The organism is Paenibacillus sp. PvR098 (assembly GCF_017833255.1).
Lineage (GTDB): Bacteria > Bacillota > Bacilli > Paenibacillales > NBRC-103111 > Paenibacillus_G.
Window position 1 is genome coordinate 1,579,091 of the sequence record NZ_JAFIBU010000001.1, and the last position, 17,454, is coordinate 1,596,544.

Sequence of the window (17,454 nt, forward strand, 5' to 3'; positions counted from 1 at the left end):
TCACCTCAACTAATTTGAAATGGGAAAAGGACCCGATGGTCCTTTTCCATGAACACTTAAGCTTCCCATTGCTCTACACATAACTCCGGCAGTACTGTCGGCAGTGCTGCGATGCAGCCCTCGGCTCCGAGCACATAGGTCGGATACAACAGCGCATCCACTGCGCTCCAGACGTGCTGATCTTTCGGAAGCGTTAACACCATTTTGTTCAATACATGGATGTCCCCGCCGCTCTGCTTAATCCCTACGACATTCTTGATTGTTGCAAGCCTAGCCATGCATTCCGGCGTGATGGCCGCCGTCGCTACCTACCACATTGTAGATGATAATCGGCATGTCTATCGTATTGCTGATTTCACTGAAGAACGCAAAGTGCGCCTCAGCGTCCGGTTTGAAATAGCGAACCGGGGTAATCATCAGGTAGTCAGCTCCCGCATCCTGGGCCGCCATCGCGTAAGCGATTACATCTCTGGTGCAATCACGGATGATACCGGCGATGATCGGAACACGTCCCTTTACCTCGTCGCCCGTAATCATCAGCAGCCGGTGCAGTTCATCTGCAGACACCGCGTGCCCTTCCCCAGTGCTTCCCCCGATGCTGATTCCGCCGATGTTAACCGAAAGCAAGTTACGACAGTGTCAATACATATTGTTTGACCTCTCAGCCCATCTACTTAAAATAAATTTCCACTTTCATTAAAGGCCATATCCTTGGGTTCCTCTAAAATTTCTATACTCGAATGCTTCCTTGCTTCGTCCAAAAGACTTTCGGAAATGAGGATCTCCTCCACTTTTAACGTATTCTTGATCCTGACTACTCTGACATTTTCATGGTTTATACCGACGCAGGTCTGGATACCGGCTTGAATAGCAAGCCGGTCATTGGCTAAGATAATAGGAATTTTGCCCGGTCCCGAAACAGCAGGAGTAATATTGTTTGGATACGTTTTTTCAAAATCCATCTTATCGAATGCTCTCTGCACTGTGAAATCAGCCATCCCTAGCCCGCAAGCATTACCATGCGTCTCCTCGGTTAAATCCAAAACAATCGTTCTTTGCTTCACGGCTCCGCCTGTTGCATAGGGTGTGGAGAAATTACCTGTAATGTTGGGGTCCGCACCGTCCCCGCTGATGTTTTTGCCAATCTCGTCGATGATCAGTACATCAAATTCATTGAGCAAAAGTGACGGCATGTGCTGTTTAGCTTCCTCAAGCAGAACAGGCTCTTCATCCAAAATGTCCTCTGCAGGAACGGCATGGATTTTTCTGGTCTGATCATAGGCATTCTCCATGACAGCCACGCCAAACAGAATATTGCACGATTCCAGTATGATCTTAGCTCCTGCAACGATGTTGAGTGCCATGTTTTCAAAGCCGTGGGAATGGCATATTTGTGCGCCTTTCTGTTTACCAAGACCAATGGTAAGCATTTTTACAAGGCCGCTCTCATAAAGACCTCTGAAAGCAGTATGAGGCTTCACACGATTGACCACCACAATGCCATCTGCCTCATAGGCATATTTATCCAGGTAAACGGGCAATCCGTATTCTGTTTCCCCTACTTTAATCGTCTCAGTAGTCGCTAGCACCGGGCAACCCAAGAATACCTCGTTGATACCATAGCTCTCAAGAATTTCCAACTGCCCCTTTACCGTCGCTCCTCCGTGACTTCCCATGGCCGGAATGATAAAAGGCTTTCCGCCGACACGCTTGACTTCATCCACAATCGCTTTGGTGATCTTATCGATATGGGGAATACCCCTGCTGCCAGCAGTAATTGCGACGGTTTGCCCGTACCGGATTTTATCCAAGGTTCCAGGCCGTTCCAACTGCTTGTTTACTGCCCTTTCAATGTCATGAATTTGGAAGTCACCGAACGTTTGCCTAACCCTGCACATTCTCGGCAATCGCGTGCCGCCCAAAATTTGGGCGACCACGCCATCGGCTTTGGCTATTTTGGTGCTGCGATTCGCTCGACCATGCTCAGAACCATTCAATTTTCCTAGTCCTCCTTTGCATTGGAGCAATCAACCTAGTTATATTAATTTTTTGCAGCATTAAGCAGATTATCGACTAAGTCCGCTCCAAGCTCCGCTCTGTATTTATCATAAACCGGTTTAAGCTTATCAACGAATTCCTTATGGGCTTCCGGAGTCATGTCATGAACAATCATTCCTTTATCCTTAAGGAATTGAACCGCAGCCTTATTTTCCTGCTGACTTAGCTCTCTTTGATATTTGGTTGCTTCATCCGCCGCCTTTTGCAGCGCCTGCTGTTCTTCTTTCGTCAAGGTGTCCCAGAATTTTTGACCGATGATTAGCGGGTTAACATTATAGACATGTCCCGTGTTGATTAAGTATTTTTGTACTTCGTACATATTTTTAAACTTGATGTTCGTATATGGATTTTCCTGCCCGTCAACAACCTTTTGCTCCAGGGCTGTGAATAATTCCGTAAAGGCTATTGCTGTCGGAGTCGTTCCAAGAGCTTTCCATGTGTCCAAGTGAATCGGACTTTCCTGGGTACGAATCTTCAACCCCTTCAAATCAGCTACCGTTTTGATATCCTTGGAAGCTGTTGTTAAATGCCGAAAGCCGTTCTCCATATAACTTAACCCGATTAGATTCAGATTCTTCAAATCAGCCAGAACCTGTTTCCCGATCTCACCGTCAAGTACTTTATAAGCACTGGCTTCATCTTTAAACAAGAAGGGAAGCTCGAATAAATTCATGGATTTGGAGCTCGATGCTAATGGTGCGGAGGCTATGCTTGCCGCCTGCAGAGTACCCGCTTTCAGGGAATTGATCATTTGGACGTCTCCACCGAGAGTGCCGTCGGTGAATACTTCGACTTTAATGGCTCCCTTGGTTTCCTTTTCCGCAAGCTCAGCAAATTTAAAAGCCCCTTTGGACATCGGATGATCCTTAGGCGATGCCGTGCCAAACTTCATCGTCTTAGGCAGCTTATTTCCTGCCGGTGCGGTACCTGTTGTCTTCGGACTTTCGGCTGGCGGCTGAGCCCCAGTCTCTGCAGGGGTCGTTTTGGAACCACATCCAACCATTGTAACCAAGCTGGCCAGAAGTAAAAAACTAACGACTTTTCTCATTTTGAACCTCTCCCTTTATTTAAAATTTATGAAGCCGCATGAGAAATAAACTCGGACAGCCGATTAAATAACCATGCTGCCTTTCTTTACGCTTTCACCTAAATGATGGGCATCAAGAATGGATTCATACACGTTTTCTTCCAGAATAGGGAAAGGCAGCCGATGAATCAGCTCCTCCGGAGCGCAAGCTTTCGTGGCACCTTTACGCAAATCATCCTCACGAAGCTCCGCCATACCAAGATCAAATAAACTAATCGGCAGATGTATCCTTTGGTAAAACTTCATCATTTCGATTATTTCCTCATCCGGTTTCCCTTCCAGCTTGAATTGGCCTAAGAGACCGAATGCCACCAGTTCCCCATGATAAGCTTTTTTCATGTCCGGGATGATCGTCATCCCATAGTGAATCGAATGTGCGCCAGACGATGCGCAGGTGTGCCTTCCAACCCCTGCTACAAATCCGGCTATAAGAATAACCGCATCGATGACTAGACGGAGTGATTCGCCGGTTTCCCCTTTTTCACATTCTTGTATCGCTTGTTCGCTGTTTTCAATCAATATGTCTCTTGCTAATTCCGCCATTTTGAGTCCTGCTCTAGTCTTGGCATTCTGAAACTTGCCGGTATTTAATGGAATGGCTTCATACCACTTCACGATGGTGTCACCGATGCCGGCAGTCAAATACCGTACAGGAGCATCCCGAATAATATCCGGATCTACCAAAGCCAGAACCGGGCAGCGGTTGAAATCCTCCACTCGCACAAATACATGCTCAGGAGTATAAATAATGGACAAAGGACTTGAGGCGGCACAAGTGGATGCCAGTGTGGATACAGTAACAACGGACACGCTCAAACGCTGCGCAATTGCTTTGGCCGTATCCAAGCACTGTCCCCCACCCACACCAACCACGATATCAATGGAAGCATTTGCTTTGGAGAACAAGCGGTTGAGTTCCTCATCCGAACAATGACCTTTAAACATTTCCAACTGGTAATTGAGCCCCGCTTCATTCATGCTTTGTTCGATTTGCGGCCCTGCTTTGGACCAGGCAGTGGGTCCTGCGATAATCAACGGATGGTTACCAAACTTTTTGACCCATTCTCCCGTCTCCCTTAGAATACCCGGTTCCTGAATATAATTGGTCGGATACGCCTTCACTCTAAACATGTCGTGTACCTCCTGATTTTAAATCATCTTTTTTAACCTTAACGCTTTGTCAACCACTCCACCGGAACGGTGACAAGCGGAGGAAACAGAATGAGCAACAGCAAGATGAGAATTTCAACCAATAAAAACGGCCAAATATTCTTCATAATATCGTCCATTCCGATCTTCCCAACCCCGCATGCGACATTAAGCACGGAACCGACAGGCGGAGTAAGTAAGCCGATGACGTTGTTAAGTACGAAAAGCAAGCCAAAGTATACCGGATCGATGCCCGCCTGAGTAACGATCGGCATTAGCACCGGTGTTAAAATGAGAATGGTAGGCGTCAAATCCAGTGCCGTACCGACAATCAAAATCAAGATATTGATCATAATGAGAAGCATAAATTGATTTTCCATAAATGGTTCAAGCATGCTTGCCACTTCAATGGGAATATTGGCAACGGCAATTAACCAGGCGGATATCATCGCAGCAGCTGCAAGAAACATCACTACGCTTGTTGTTTTGGCTGCAGAGAGGAGCACTCGACTTAAATCGCTTATTTTCAATTCTCGGTAAACAAAAAGGCCAATGAACAATGCATAAAAAGCTGCAATGGCGGCCGATTCGGTCGGAGTGAACACACCACCCCGGAGGCCTACTATGATAATCACAGGTAATATTAACGCCCATACCGCTTCTTTCGTTGCCACAAGGACTTCTTTGAACGATCGGCGCTTCTCGGTTTTCACTTTTTCTTTTCGAGTAACAATCCACCAGGTAACGGTTAGACCGAGTGCGATGAGAAGGCCGGGAACGATTCCAGCCATAAACAACTTGGTAATAGATACCCCTGCAGATACCCCAAATAAAATCATCGGAATGCTGGGAGGAATAATGGGGGCGATAATGCCTCCAGCAGCGACCAGTGCCGTAGACCTGCTGCGATCATATCCTGCTCTGACCATCATGGGAATCAGAATAGCTCCCAACGCTGCCGTATCCGCTACAGCCGAACCGGACAATCCCGCAAAGATCACGCTTCCAATAATGACTACATATCCTAATCCACCGTGAATATGTCCGACGAGGGACATCGCAAATGTGATAATCCGCTTGGAAATTCCTCCGGCATTCATCAACTCGCCTGCCAAAATAAAGAACGGAACAGCCATCAATGGGAAATTGTCCGCACCATCGATTAGATTTTGCGCAATAATTTGCGTGTCAAAAATATCAAGATAAAACATTAAAGCGATACCGGTTAACATTAGAGAAAATGCAATCGGCATACCCAAGGCCATAGTACCGAGCAGTGTACCGACAAATACAGTCATTGTCATGCCTTTTCGCTCCTTTGTACATGAGGATCCCGAGGCACCGATGCCGATAGTATTTCTTCCTCAGATTCAAGTTTCTTCGTAAGTTCATCAATAGCATGACGAACAAACAAGGCGCGGTACAAATTAATCAGCAGAACAATAGTCATGCCTACACTTACCACAACGCCAAGTCCGTAAATGTAGGAAAGGGGAAGACCGGTCGCAGGGGCCAAAACTTCCTTGCTCACAAGGGTCATGCGCCACGCTCCGTCAAATAAAATATAAAGTCCGCATAACATGAGCAGATTACTTGCAACGTAAACCATCTTTTTCCCCATAGGCGGTAACTTTTTTACAAGCGAATCTACACCCAAGTGCTCATTATCTTTCAAGGCACCGATCGATCCTATGAAGATCAACCAGATAAACAGAAACCTGGAAATTTCTTCTGACCATGTAATACCATAGTTGAACGCGTACCTCATGATGACATTACCGAAAACAAGAATAGCCATAGAGGACAACGTAATGATCATCAGTCCATTCAGCAAGCTTGTTAAAGAAGTCGAAAGCTGTTTCACTTAATTCCCCTCCTATTAGCTCCTTACGTCTGAAGGTCGGGCTATGCCTGGAGTTCATATGATCTGTTTGGCTATCATTGTAATGTAAAAACGACTCCTCTTGTTATCGCTGCAAACGCTTACATAAAATGAACCAATCATTCTTTGCTTCGTGTATATCATAACTTACATGCTTTTCCGCTTCCGGGGAAGTTTACTATTGCTGAAGGGCATAAACCGAAGATGTCAGTCATTATGATGTTGATGCTCTTTATATAGGATGGTCTCCGAAGAAATAATACCGAAATGAAACCTTTTATTTTTTCCTTTACATCCATACCCCCTTTACATTTCAGTCTTTTTTTGAATGATGTCTTACAACTGACATCTGACTATTTCCCCATTTTAGATGGTAAATTTTAAACTGTCAACATAAATATTCAGTCATAAAATAAAGCAAAAAGTGTCCGAAACTCCTTCTGTCAAGCAATAACCTTCATCTGCTTGAAAATAAAAAAACCCGCACCATGAAGGGTACAGGCATTGTTGTAAAGTGACATTTGATATCACGGACTCTCGATATTCTTTTCGGAAAACCCATCTTCCTAATCCCAGAGCCCTTTTCCTTAAAACTACACATCTGTTTTTAAATGATGCTCTTGCATGGTTCCCCCCCATATTTATCAAAGTCACTTCTCAGCCCGGTCAGCCCAATACCCCCATGCTCTCTCCAAAGGTACCGGACTGAACATCACTTCCATAGCCGCTCTTCCTTCTTCGTAGGAGAGATATTTGGGTGAGCCAAGCATCATGGAACGATATTGAATTTCTGCATTCGTGGCAAGATAAATGGAGCTCATAACTACTTCTTCAAGAGAAGAGCCGACTACGATAACTCCATGCCCTCGCAGCAATAACGCCCGTTTGTTCCCCAAGGTTCGAGCTACCCGTTCCGCTTCCTTTGGGTTCATAATTAACATGCCGCTTGATACGTCCCCATCATCAAATACAGGAACTCCCTCATAAAACATACCGCCTATATGTATGATGGGTTTAACTTCCACCCCTGTTGTAGTAAAGGGAATAAGCGATGTCGCGTGATTATGGCAAATGGCCTTCACATCCGGTCGAGCTTTATAGATCTGTGCATGTAACACACGTTCCATATAGGGTTTATAATCCTTATCCAAAACATTCCCATCAAAATCGTGAGTCATTATGTCATCTTCAGTTACTATGGAAGGAGACTTAGAACGGGACAATAAATAGAGATCGGGGTTTTCCGGGTGTCTTGCGCTTACATGTCCAAAAGCATCCAATATGCCTTCGTTACTTAACATCTTGTTCGCCAATACCAATTTTTTGATTGTGTTTTCGACCATAAGAATCCCTCCATATTTATAATCACTTTCAAAATTGATTATAAATACAAATGAAGTATGATACAATTGAAAAATAGTCATAGTATCATGCGGTTTTCGCATCTTAAAATGGAGGTTCTACACTAATGGATTTAGAAAATCTCGTTACGTTTTGTGCCGTTGCCCATCACAAAAGCTTCAAAAAGGCGGCAGAAACTTTACAGGTTACACAGCCAGGGATAAGCAGACGAATTCAAAGCCTTGAAACTGAACTGGGAACTCCCTTGTTTGTGCGGACGCCACAATCCGTTACTCTAACTAAAGCAGGGAAAAGCTTCTTACCCTATGCAGAACGTACGATTCAAATATTTAGAGAGGGAAAAAACAAAATATCGGACGAGGTACATGAAGAAAAATTGGTGATAGCCTCTCCGCCGACTACAAGTGTTAACCTGCTGCCGGAAGTGATTAAAGAATTCTGTTTACATCACAGTACACGCCTTTCCCTATATACCGCCCATTCACAACATGTTTATGACATGTTGATAGACAAAACCATAGACGTGGGCTTTACTACGGTCGCTTTCCCTAATTCCCATTTGGATTATGAGCTCATTTACATGGAAGAGGTCGTTTGTGTGGGCCACCCGGATGTGGTTAAGCAATATATCGTTGACCACGAGATTATCAAACACCCTGTACCTATTATATTGTCTAATTTAAATAATATTAACATCGATCCATGGGAATCGATCAATCAGTACTTTTTAAATCATCCCTCATTTGAGATCGTCCTTGATGCATTTTTTCTTCAAGTTGTGGAAAATTTGGCCCGCATTGGAGTAGGCTTAGCCGTATTACCTATTTCACATGTAAATGAAGGAATAAAAAGAGGCGAGCTTGTTAAAGTGCTCTTACCCGAGATAGATTTACCGTCCAGGCCAGTATATATGGCCACCTATAAGAATGGTAAAATGGAGAAATCCATCCATCACTTCAAAACAACGGTAAAACGGGTATTAGCCAAAAACTCACTCTTATAGCCCAATATTACGGTGCATCATTTGAAGTTTAGCAAATCGCGCTGAAACGGCTGGATTGATCAGCACGAATATATGAGAGCTAATTACTTGCCGATTCAAATTAAATATTCAAACCTATCCCCCTGCAAACTGTTTCTGCAGGGGAGATTTTTTACCGCTTCGCTGTATGGCCATTTAAAGCCAATTGCCGGGCGTGATGATGGCTCATTGAATCTGCAGGAAATGTACACTAAACCACTCGTTCGGATCTGTCCATACCTTCTCCGGCGTAAATCCACAATCTTCAGCCATTGACTGAAAGCCCTCAATGGTATATTTATAAGAGTTTTCCGTGTGGATTGTTTCCCCTTCAGCAAAATGAAACTCATATTCATAGATGGACACCTTTTGGTGTTCCAAGCTTTCAATATGCATCTCTATACGGCCTAATTTGTCATTATAAAAAGCGCGGTGTGCGAATTGATCCAATTGAAAATTAGCTCGCAGCTCACGGTTGATGCGATTCAAAACATTCAAATTAAATTTCGCTGTTACTCCCTGCTTGTCGTTATACGCTTGATGTAGAATATGCGGGTCTTTTTGCAGGTCAACACCGATCAGCAGGCCGTCCCCTTTCTTCAATAAAGAACAGGCTTGGCTTAAAAATGCTTTAGCTTCGTGAGGCTCAAAGTTGCCGATCGTAGAACCTGGATAGAAGATAACTTTCTTCCCCATATTTGATAAAGGCGGAAAAACGATCGTTTTTGTAAAATCAGCGCATATCGGCAGTACATTTAAGCTGGTGTAATCGTCCAATAATGCATCTGCGGATTGAACTAAGATTTCATGTGAAATGTCAATGGGAATATAATAGGATAGATCCACAAGGCGATTTAAGAGGCACTTGATCTTTGTACTGCTCCCGCTTCCGAATTCAATTAGAGCAGCATCTCTTCCAATCATGTTCGCCATTTCGAAAACATAGTTTTCTAAAATAGACAGCTCCGTTCGGGTAACATAATACTCAGACAAGCCTGTTATTTGCTCAAACAGAAGAGAACCTGCTTCATCGTAAAAAAACTTTGGCTTTAATTCTTTCTGCTTCTTTTGAAATCCAAATAGCACTTCTGATAAAAAATCATCGGCAGTCGGAGCGTAATCGATAACTTCCACTCTGCTTTGATTAAGCTTCTTCATAATCGATCCCCTGCCAATCGAATTCCTCCGAACTGCCACCTTTTGTCCGGGGCAAAAAAGTTGCGGTAAGTCGGTCTGATATGAGTTTCAGGTGTCACGCAGGATCCTCCTCTAAGTACAATCTGATTGCACATAAACTTCGCATTATACTCTCCAAGCGTACCGTCATACGGCTTATTTCCCGGATAAGGAGAATATGGACTCATGGTCCATTCCCAAACATCTCCGTACCCCTTGCTAAACCCTTTTGAACCTACCCTATAATCCGTATTGGGATGATACTGCTCGGATTCCGCGAAGTTTCCGTTCCTTTCCTGATCCTGAAAAGCATGCTCCCATTCCGCTTCGGTGGGGAGCCTGTTACCGGTCCAACGGGCATATGCATCTGCTTCATAATAGCTCACATGACAAACGGGCTCATCCGGATGAATCGTGTCTAAACCGTGCAAGGTGTATTGATGCCATACCCCGTGACACTTTTCCCAATACAAAGGATGCTTCCAATTTCTTTCCTTCATGGTTGCCCAGCCTTCGGATAGCCAGCAGCTTGGTTGATCATATCCGCCGTCTTCGATAAAAGCCATAAATTCTCCGTTTGTGACTGGCCGCGAGGCCAAACGGTATGGATGAAGCCATATTTTGTGGCGAGGTCTTTCGTTATCGAAGGAAAACCCCTCTCCTTCGTGTCCAATAAATGATAGTTCCTCGTCTATATCCATCCACTTCAGCTCAGGGGCCTTTTTTGATTCAATGGTCTGCTTTTGAAGATAGACGGGCTTAAAGGGATTCACCGAAAAATTATATTTCATATCCATAAACAATAATTCTTGATGCTGCTGCTCGTGGTGAAGCCCCACTTCGATCATGGGGTACACCTTCAGAAAGAGAGCCTCTTCTGCTTGATCCAAAAATTGAAGAAGGCGTTCATCCACATAGTGACGGTATTTCATGACTTCATGAACCGTGGGACGGGACAACAGTCCGCGTGATGAACGGTCGAACGGAGTTCCGTGCGTTATGTAGTAAGAATTAAATAAATAATCATATTGAGGGTGGAAAACCTGATAAGACGAATCATGGGGAGCAAGAACAAACGCTTCAAAAAACCAAGTCGTATGAGCCAAATGCCATTTTGCCGGACTTACATCCTCCACTGCCTGAATAATAAAATCCTCTGTTTTCAAAGGTTCGACTATTTTTTCTGTGAATGTTCTGATTTCGGAAAAATAAGCTTTTAGACGATCTGCACTCTTTAATTTTAGATCAACACTTGTTTTTCCCAACCCGCTTGTCCTCCTTTATCCATAAGTAACCCATTCATTCTATTAACCTAAAAAAAGCATGGATAATCATCCTATCAACTCTATGAATATACAAAAATCAATGAAGTGGCTGCTTGCTCTGCAAGGTAAAGGTTTGGTGGAGATCATCAATGGATAAAGAAGTATAGAGGGCAAAATTTAAGCTGAGGAGTGAACAATATGGAACACATATTTGATCTTATTGTTATTGGCACCGGGTCTGCGGGATCCATTGCGGCCTCACAGTGTAATCATGCAGGTTGGAAAGTGGCCATGATCGATTCTCGTCCCTTTGGAGGGACCTGCCAGCTTAGAGGATGTGATCCGAAGAAGGTTTTAGTTGGAGCTGCCGAAATCATAGACTGGACACAACGCATGAAAGGAAATGGCTTGGCCTCAGAAGGTCAAATGAATTGGCCTGATTTAATGGCATTCAAACGTACATTTACCGATCCTGCACCGGAAGCACGGGAACAGAAATTCATCGAATCAGGTATTCAGACCTTTCACGGTGAGGCTGCGTTCTTAAGTGAAGACCAGGTTCAAGTAGGAAGTCACAGATTAAAAGGAAAAAATATATTCATTGCAAGCGGAGCAAAGCCGACTCCCTTACCCATCGAAGGTGGTGAACATCTGACCTATAGCGATGCGTTTTTGGAATTAGATCAACTGCCAGAAAAAATAGTATTTATCGGCGGTGGCTATATCTCGTTTGAATTTGCTCATATCGCGGCAAGAGCCGGTTCTGAAGTCCATATCCTTCATAGGGGAGAACGACCGCTCGCAAGCTTTGACCCAGACCTGGTAGATTTGCTTATTCAAAAATCGCAAGAAATTGGAATTCAACTGCATTTGAACACGGAAGTTCGATCCATCGAAAAGCAAGGGGATCAATTTATTGTCAAAGGAACTCACGATGGGACAGGCACGCAATGGGAAGGCGGATTAGTCGTTCATGGGGCCGGACGTACTCCGGAATTAGAACATATGGACCTTGAAAAAGGGAATGTTGCAAGTGAGAGCAATGGAGTGACAGTCAATCCGTACCTTCAGAGCATGAGTAACCCTAGGGTTTACGCTGCGGGAGATGCAGCCGCAACAGAGGGATTACCGCTCACGCCAATTGCCAATATGGAATCGCATGCGGTGGCGTCCAACCTGTTGAAAGGAAACCATATAATACCAGACTACAAGGTAATGCCCACTGTCGTTTTTACCATACCTAAAATAGCTTCGGTGGGACTAACAGAGAAAAAGGCACTTCAAATGGGGTATGACATCTCCATAAACAAGATCGACACGTCGGGATGGTATACGTATAAACGAACCAATGAAAAATATGCGATGGCTAAAGTCATTATCGACAAACAGACAAAACGAATATTGGGGGCTCATCTGCTCAGTAATGAGGCTGACGAATTGATAAATCATTTTGCGACGGCTATCCAATTCGATCTTACAACAACGGATATTAAGAAAATGATCTATGCTTATCCTACTTCGGCTTCCGATTTGAGCCACATGTTACAAGATTGATTCAAGTTTTTTGGTGGAGCAAGGCATGGCAAAGAGAAACTCGTCACCTTTTTACCACCACACATTAATAAAACACACCTGCTTAGGGTGTGTTGTTGAGTTCAAGGAATTTCTCAATTATATCTGATATAGCATCAATACTAATGGGCTTGCTTACATATTCATTTATACCCGCTGCTAAATATTTTTCGCGATCGCCTTTTATTGCATGTGCCGTTACTGCCACGATAAAAGGACTTTTCTTAGACAATTCTCTGACCGTCTTAGCGGCTTCTAATCCATCCATCAAAGGCATTTGAACATCCATAAAAATAATGTCATATGGATAACGCTCAAACGCTTCTACAACTTCTTTTCCATTTTCGACTACAGTTGAATTATAACCAAGCTTCTCAAGCATTTTTTTTAATACCATTTGGTTAACTGCATTATCCTCCGCTATCAGGATTTTTAAAGAATCTCCCATTAAGTTATCCTGTTGGGTTGACATATCATACTGAATGGATTCTGGATGGGCTAGGATCTGAAAGTTAGCAGTGAATACAAAAGTAGACCCCGATTGATCTTTACGTGGTTCATACCAGATTTCGCCGCCCATTAGCTGAACAAGCCTTTTACTGATAGCTAATCCTAATCCAGTTCCTTCAACCTTACGTGTCATATAATTATCCACCTGATAAAATGGTTCAAATAAGTGGACAACCTTCTCTTTAGGCACACCTACACCTGTATCTCGGATCGCAAATTGAAGACGTACCGTATCTTGTTCTTGCGAGATACTTTGAACGGAGATCGCAACCGCTCCATTAGGAGTAAACTTAATGGCGTTGCTAAACAAATTCATAAGTACTTGTCTTAACTTCGTATCATCCCCAACAACATTGTTGGGAACGTTAGGACAAACGGATGTAGTGATTTCTAAATTTTTTTCAAGTGCTTTTGGCATGATCATATTTAGTGTTTCGGATAGAATTGACCTCACATTAAATCGTTCTTCAATTATTTCTACCTTGCCTGATTCAATTTTGGAGAAGTCCAGAATGTCGTTGATGATCATAAGAAGTGTAGCGCCACTTTTTTTAATAATATGAACATATTCAGTTTGCTCTGAATCCAAACTCGTCTCTAAAAGCAAGTCCGTCATTCCGATTACACCATTCATAGGAGTACGGATCTCATGACTCATCATGGCTAAAAAATCGCTCTTTGCTTTATTCGTCTTTTCAGCGGCTTCTTTCTCAATCAGAAGCCTCTTTTGGTCTGTCATGTCTTTCGCGATGATGTAGAAACCCACATTTTTACTATGAATGATAATAGGAGCTAAAGTGGCCAGCACTTCAACGAAGTGACCATCTTTGTGTTTGATGTTATTTAAATATTTTTCAACACTGGTGTAATCTTTTGAAACTGAAAGTACATTGGCAAGATTTTTTTCACCAATTAATTTGGAAATGCTCACTCCGAACAGTTCTTCAATGCGATATCCGGATAGCTGTTCCGCCATTTGATTTCCATTTATAATACTGCCGTCCAAACCAAACGAAATGATGGCATCGTGGTTGTACTTTTTTAACGATGTATAACGTTCAATGCTTTCCTGCAACTTTTGTTCCACAAGTTTACTCTTAGTAATGTCAATAACTTGTGAAATGAAGTAAAGAGGTTTTCCATCCGTTTCATCACGTACTAGCGAAACATGTAATGAAGTCCAAATGAGTTCTCCATTTTTATGAATGTACCGTTTTTCTACTTCAAAAGAAGAAATAACACCTTCCAGCAATTCTTTTATTAAATACTCGTTATTGTTTAGATCATCAGGATAGGTCAAGTCTGCCGCCGTAAGTGTCATTAATTCCTCTTCTGCATATCCAAAGATCGTACACACCGCGGGATTTACACATATCCACTTTCGATCCATCGATACTAAGGCTATACCGATCGAAGCATTCTTATATACATGTTCAAATAAAACTTGGTGGTCAAATGCCATTTGCATACTCCGCCCTCCTCATATCGATTATTATACAACAGCATCGTTGCTAATCATATGCGTTTATAGAATGTACGATCGTGGATCCTTTAACACAGCAAGATTCAATTTGGAATACAACAAGAGTAAATCCATCATTTTACTTGTATTTTGGGCTGAATCTATAGAACAACTCCTGCTGATCCCGTGTGTCACTAATTAATGTCAATTAATATATATCAATGATTTCAAATAAAATCAAACATTAAATAAATTGATTACATCTTCCATTATTTAAAATATGTTATTTTAGCTTGGTATAATATTACTATTTCGATATTGATTAATTTTACAAAATGTGGGTTTACCATTTACTACATGATTATTCCGCACCAAATGCGGAGGTTGTTATAATCACTGATGTCATGGGTTATTCCCTTTCTATTCTATGTAACACATTGGTATACGGAACCGGTTCCATAGAAGTCCAAAAATAAACTCTCTTTTGAGAACTAGCAAGAGAACTTGCTGGATGTACGACAACCGTAATCGTTTCAAAGCACCAGTTGCCGTCACCGTTAAAAATAAGCCTGATTTCTCAGGCTTCACTTTAACTCCGTTTCCCGAGTTTCGATTCGTACCATCCCTCGTTTCCCTAATCCCGTCCTGATTGCGATCTTCAAATCCCAGGCTGTCCAATATGCCATTGGCCTTCTCCAAATGATAATCATACGCCCTGACATTGGGGTTATACCATGGTGATCCAGGTGGGATGACCCCTGCATTTCCAACCGCTCCATTACCGCCGAGCACTTTTTCGGCAATCGCAGCCCGGTCAAGAGCATAGGTTATCGCGTGCCGCAAATCTTTAAGACCCAATAGAGGATGATCCAGATTAAATACCATACGGACGATACTTCCATGAGGATTGCTTTCCATGACTTGATAGCCTGCTTTTTTCAGCTCCTGAACATCTTTGTAATTGTTGGACAAGACGGCATCGATATCCTTATTTTTTAGCGATAATACCGTGTTGTTGGCAGTGATAAAGGAAATTTCCTCAACAACGGGCTTTCCTTTAAAATAGTCTGCATTAGCCGTGAATAGATGCTGCCCGGACTCTTGATTATAGCTCTTGAGAATATAAGGACCGGTTCCAACAGCAGCTCCTTCTCCGCGGAAGGATTTGGGGTCTTTAACGTTAGCCCAAATGTATTCAGGAATAATAGGGATCACTCCCATGACTTCTTCCACAAATGGTGAAAAAAGCTTATTTAGATGAAAGACTACGGTCGTGTTATTTTTAACTTCGACATCGTCTATCATACTGGTATCTCCCCAAGCGAAACCATGCTGAGAAAGATATGCAAACGTAAATTTAACGTCAGAAGCTGTGAGTTCCTTCCCATCCTGCCATTTGACACCTTCTCTCAAATGAACGGTGTAAGTCCTTCCGTTATCGGAAGTCTCCCAACTCTGAGCCAACCATGGAATAATACCCTGTTGATCCTTCCAGGTTAACGTATCATAAAGATAACTGACTCGAAGGTACCCAGCTGGTCCTCTGGAACTAAAGGCAAAGGGGGATGGGAACCCGGCATCGCTCGTCCAGGCAAGTCTCAGCTTTTGGGGATCTCCATTCCGTTGAACTTCCTTATTCGATTCGGAATCCTGCTGAGAGTTACATCCAACTAGTAAAACCGCAAAGAATACATAAAGCAGAAAATAAACGGCACGGTTCATGTTCCTTCTCCTTAATTTGGTACATGAAGTCTCGACTCGACAAATTCTTCCGGACAAATACCAACTTACAGCCATGTCGTTTTGTCTTGGAATGCCGTACGTTTCGTTTCCACACTGTCAGCAGAAGGATAGCCGACGAATACGGCCCCGACAATTTTCTTGTTCTCCGGGGAGCCGATCAGCTTGTACAATCGTTCGTCTCTGGAAAGACCTATGCCTCTTGTCCGCCATACTAGGCCCAGCCCCAGCTCCTGCGCAGTCAGCCACATGGAATGTATCGCGCAAGCAACGGCATATTCATTATCCTCGGAGGACGCTTCATCGCCCGGAATGACATCCGAGGTGGCTACAATGACAAGCGGCGTTGCTTCCAGCACCGCGATCGATTCCTTCACCAAATGCGGCTTCGTTGGAAACCGCTCCTCCAGAAAATCCCGGGCGATCTGTTCATATCGCGCCTTCGCTTCCCCGCGGATTACATAAAAATGCCACGGTTCACGCAAACGATCGTTGGGCGCCCAGGTGGCCGCTTCCAGCAGCGCGTTGATTTTCTCCGTTTCTACTTCTTTCGGCTCATAGCTTCTTACCGCTCTGCGGCTTCTTAATGCTTTCGTGATGGACATTGTTCATATCTCCTTTTGATAGAAAATAAAAAAAGCATTTCCAACATTGAGAATGTTAGAAATGCCTGGATATAACTCTAATAAGGCAGGCGCTTTCCAAAGAAACTGAACCACCTACATAAAAAGAACATCCGATCTCTAACACTCCCTAATTCCGCGTAGGGCTGCAGTGTTGTTAAAATAGGCAGGTCTCCTGACTAAGGATATATCTTTCAGACCTTCCCGGGCTATATTCCAGTGGTTGTTCTGAAAGGATCAGCTTGAGTTGCTGAAATCCATATACAGTGGCGGGACCGTGTCGGAATGAAACCGAACTTCCCTTTTAAGTGATAGAAGCGTTCTTCTCACACCTATTTTCTATTGATATGAAGTTGAGTTGTATCCAACCTACCCTTTTTACTGAATACTTCCTTTAGCTTAGTTGCGAAACTTGCAATTGTCAACGCATATAAAGACAATTACCCAAATACTACCATCCGTCCTTGATCAAACCGGATATTTCTTAAATTTCCACATTGAAATCTCGATCCGCCATAACTTGAACAACAAAATCTATTAACTGAGA

At 43.3% G+C, this 17,454-nt stretch carries 15 protein-coding genes and 1 riboswitch; of the genes, 2 read left to right on the forward strand and 13 right to left on the reverse strand.

Going from position 1 to position 17,454, the window contains the following annotated elements:
- Positions 1–56: 56 nt before the first annotated feature.
- The 8 genes from JOE45_RS23820 to JOE45_RS07905 all read right to left on the reverse strand — a co-directional run bounded on the left by JOE45_RS23820 (position 57) and on the right by JOE45_RS07905 (position 7,519).
- Entirely contained in the window at positions 57–278 is a 222-nt protein-coding gene (locus JOE45_RS23820; protein ID WP_210020719.1) for a dihydrodipicolinate synthase family protein, read from the reverse strand.
- Positions 271–627, reverse strand: a complete 357-nt coding sequence (locus tag JOE45_RS23825) for a dihydrodipicolinate synthase family protein (RefSeq protein ID WP_210020718.1) — start codon at positions 625–627, stop codon at positions 271–273. Before JOE45_RS23825 ends, JOE45_RS23820 begins: the two co-directional genes overlap by 8 nt.
- A gap of 47 nt (positions 628–674) precedes the next feature.
- Positions 675–1,898 (reverse strand): nickel pincer cofactor-dependent isomerase, group 22, encoded by a 1,224-nt coding sequence (locus tag JOE45_RS07880; protein WP_210023372.1) that lies wholly within the window; start codon positions 1,896–1,898, stop codon positions 675–677.
- A 143-nt stretch (positions 1,899–2,041) separates the two neighbouring features.
- Complete coding sequence (locus JOE45_RS07885) at positions 2,042–3,106, reverse strand: TRAP transporter substrate-binding protein (protein ID WP_210020717.1); 1,065 nt, start codon at positions 3,104–3,106, stop codon at positions 2,042–2,044.
- Positions 3,107–3,169: 63 nt separating this feature from the next.
- Positions 3,170–4,276, reverse strand: coding sequence for an iron-containing alcohol dehydrogenase family protein (locus JOE45_RS07890; RefSeq protein ID WP_210020716.1), 1,107 nt, complete (start codon positions 4,274–4,276; stop codon positions 3,170–3,172).
- 38 nt (positions 4,277–4,314) lie between these two features.
- Complete coding sequence (locus tag JOE45_RS07895; RefSeq protein WP_210020715.1) at positions 4,315–5,598, reverse strand: TRAP transporter large permease; 1,284 nt, start codon at positions 5,596–5,598, stop codon at positions 4,315–4,317.
- Positions 5,595–6,158: a TRAP transporter small permease gene (locus JOE45_RS07900; RefSeq protein ID WP_348632502.1), complete on the reverse strand. Its 564-nt coding sequence runs from the start codon at positions 6,156–6,158 to the stop codon at positions 5,595–5,597. Before JOE45_RS07900 ends, JOE45_RS07895 begins: the two co-directional genes overlap by 4 nt.
- Positions 6,159–6,826: 668 nt before the next feature.
- Complete coding sequence (locus tag JOE45_RS07905; RefSeq protein ID WP_210020714.1) at positions 6,827–7,519, reverse strand: class II aldolase/adducin family protein; 693 nt, start codon at positions 7,517–7,519, stop codon at positions 6,827–6,829.
- A gap of 125 nt (positions 7,520–7,644) precedes the next feature.
- Here JOE45_RS07905 and JOE45_RS07910 point away from each other — a divergent pair, with 125 nt between their 5' ends.
- Positions 7,645–8,541 carry a LysR family transcriptional regulator gene (locus JOE45_RS07910; RefSeq protein ID WP_210020713.1) on the forward strand — a complete coding sequence of 299 codons (897 nt, stop codon included), beginning with the start codon at positions 7,645–7,647 and terminating at the stop codon, positions 8,539–8,541.
- Between the two features lie 204 nt (positions 8,542–8,745).
- On the opposite strand, the gene egtD is transcribed toward JOE45_RS07910, so the two are convergent.
- Together egtD and egtB are read right to left on the reverse strand one after the other, a co-directional pair.
- Complete coding sequence (gene egtD, locus JOE45_RS07915) at positions 8,746–9,693, reverse strand: L-histidine N(alpha)-methyltransferase (protein ID WP_348632504.1); 948 nt, start codon at positions 9,691–9,693, stop codon at positions 8,746–8,748.
- A 20-nt stretch (positions 9,694–9,713) separates the two neighbouring features.
- Positions 9,714–11,000 (reverse strand): ergothioneine biosynthesis protein EgtB, encoded by a 1,287-nt coding sequence (egtB, locus tag JOE45_RS07920; protein WP_210020711.1) that lies wholly within the window; start codon positions 10,998–11,000, stop codon positions 9,714–9,716.
- Between the two features lie 198 nt (positions 11,001–11,198).
- Between egtB and JOE45_RS07925 the strand changes: the two genes are divergently transcribed.
- Complete coding sequence (locus JOE45_RS07925; RefSeq protein WP_210020710.1) at positions 11,199–12,554, forward strand: dihydrolipoyl dehydrogenase family protein; 1,356 nt, start codon at positions 11,199–11,201, stop codon at positions 12,552–12,554.
- An 82-nt stretch (positions 12,555–12,636) separates the two neighbouring features.
- Here the strand turns inward: JOE45_RS07925 and JOE45_RS07930 are convergent, their stop codons facing one another.
- The 3 genes from JOE45_RS07930 to JOE45_RS07940 form a co-directional block, all read right to left on the reverse strand.
- A complete protein-coding gene (locus tag JOE45_RS07930) occupies positions 12,637–14,550 on the reverse strand; it encodes a PAS domain S-box protein (protein WP_210020709.1) in 1,914 nt (637 codons plus the stop codon).
- 414 nt (positions 14,551–14,964) lie between these two features.
- Positions 14,965–16,266 carry an ABC transporter substrate-binding protein gene (locus JOE45_RS07935; protein ID WP_245246790.1) on the reverse strand — a complete coding sequence of 434 codons (1,302 nt, stop codon included), beginning with the start codon at positions 16,264–16,266 and terminating at the stop codon, positions 14,965–14,967.
- Between the two features lie 65 nt (positions 16,267–16,331).
- Positions 16,332–16,889 carry a nitroreductase family protein gene (locus tag JOE45_RS07940; RefSeq protein WP_210020707.1) on the reverse strand — a complete coding sequence of 186 codons (558 nt, stop codon included), beginning with the start codon at positions 16,887–16,889 and terminating at the stop codon, positions 16,332–16,334.
- A 166-nt stretch (positions 16,890–17,055) separates the two neighbouring features.
- Positions 17,056–17,258, reverse strand: a riboswitch (cobalamin riboswitch).
- Positions 17,259–17,454: the final 196 nt, after the last annotated feature.

Coding starts and splice junctions, on each gene's coding strand:
- JOE45_RS23820 (WP_210020719.1), bottom strand. CDS start 278: ATGGCTAGGCTTGCAACAATCAAGAATGTCGTAGGGATTAAGCAGAGC.
- JOE45_RS07880 (WP_210023372.1), bottom strand. CDS start 1,898: ATGTGCAGGGTTAGGCAAACGTTCGGTGACTTCCAAATTCATGACATT.
- JOE45_RS07885 (WP_210020717.1), bottom strand. CDS start 3,106: ATGAGAAAAGTCGTTAGTTTTTTACTTCTGGCCAGCTTGGTTACAATG.
- JOE45_RS07890 (WP_210020716.1), bottom strand. CDS start 4,276: ATGTTTAGAGTGAAGGCGTATCCGACCAATTATATTCAGGAACCGGGT.
- JOE45_RS07895 (WP_210020715.1), bottom strand. CDS start 5,598: ATGACAATGACTGTATTTGTCGGTACACTGCTCGGTACTATGGCCTTG.
- JOE45_RS07905 (WP_210020714.1), bottom strand. CDS start 7,519: ATGGTCGAAAACACAATCAAAAAATTGGTATTGGCGAACAAGATGTTA.
- JOE45_RS07910 (WP_210020713.1), top strand. CDS start 7,645: ATGGATTTAGAAAATCTCGTTACGTTTTGTGCCGTTGCCCATCACAAA.
- JOE45_RS07925 (WP_210020710.1), top strand. CDS start 11,199: ATGGAACACATATTTGATCTTATTGTTATTGGCACCGGGTCTGCGGGA.
- JOE45_RS07930 (WP_210020709.1), bottom strand. CDS start 14,550: ATGCAAATGGCATTTGACCACCAAGTTTTATTTGAACATGTATATAAG.
- JOE45_RS07935 (WP_245246790.1), bottom strand. CDS start 16,266: ATGAACCGTGCCGTTTATTTTCTGCTTTATGTATTCTTTGCGGTTTTA.
- JOE45_RS07940 (WP_210020707.1), bottom strand. CDS start 16,889: ATGTCCATCACGAAAGCATTAAGAAGCCGCAGAGCGGTAAGAAGCTAT.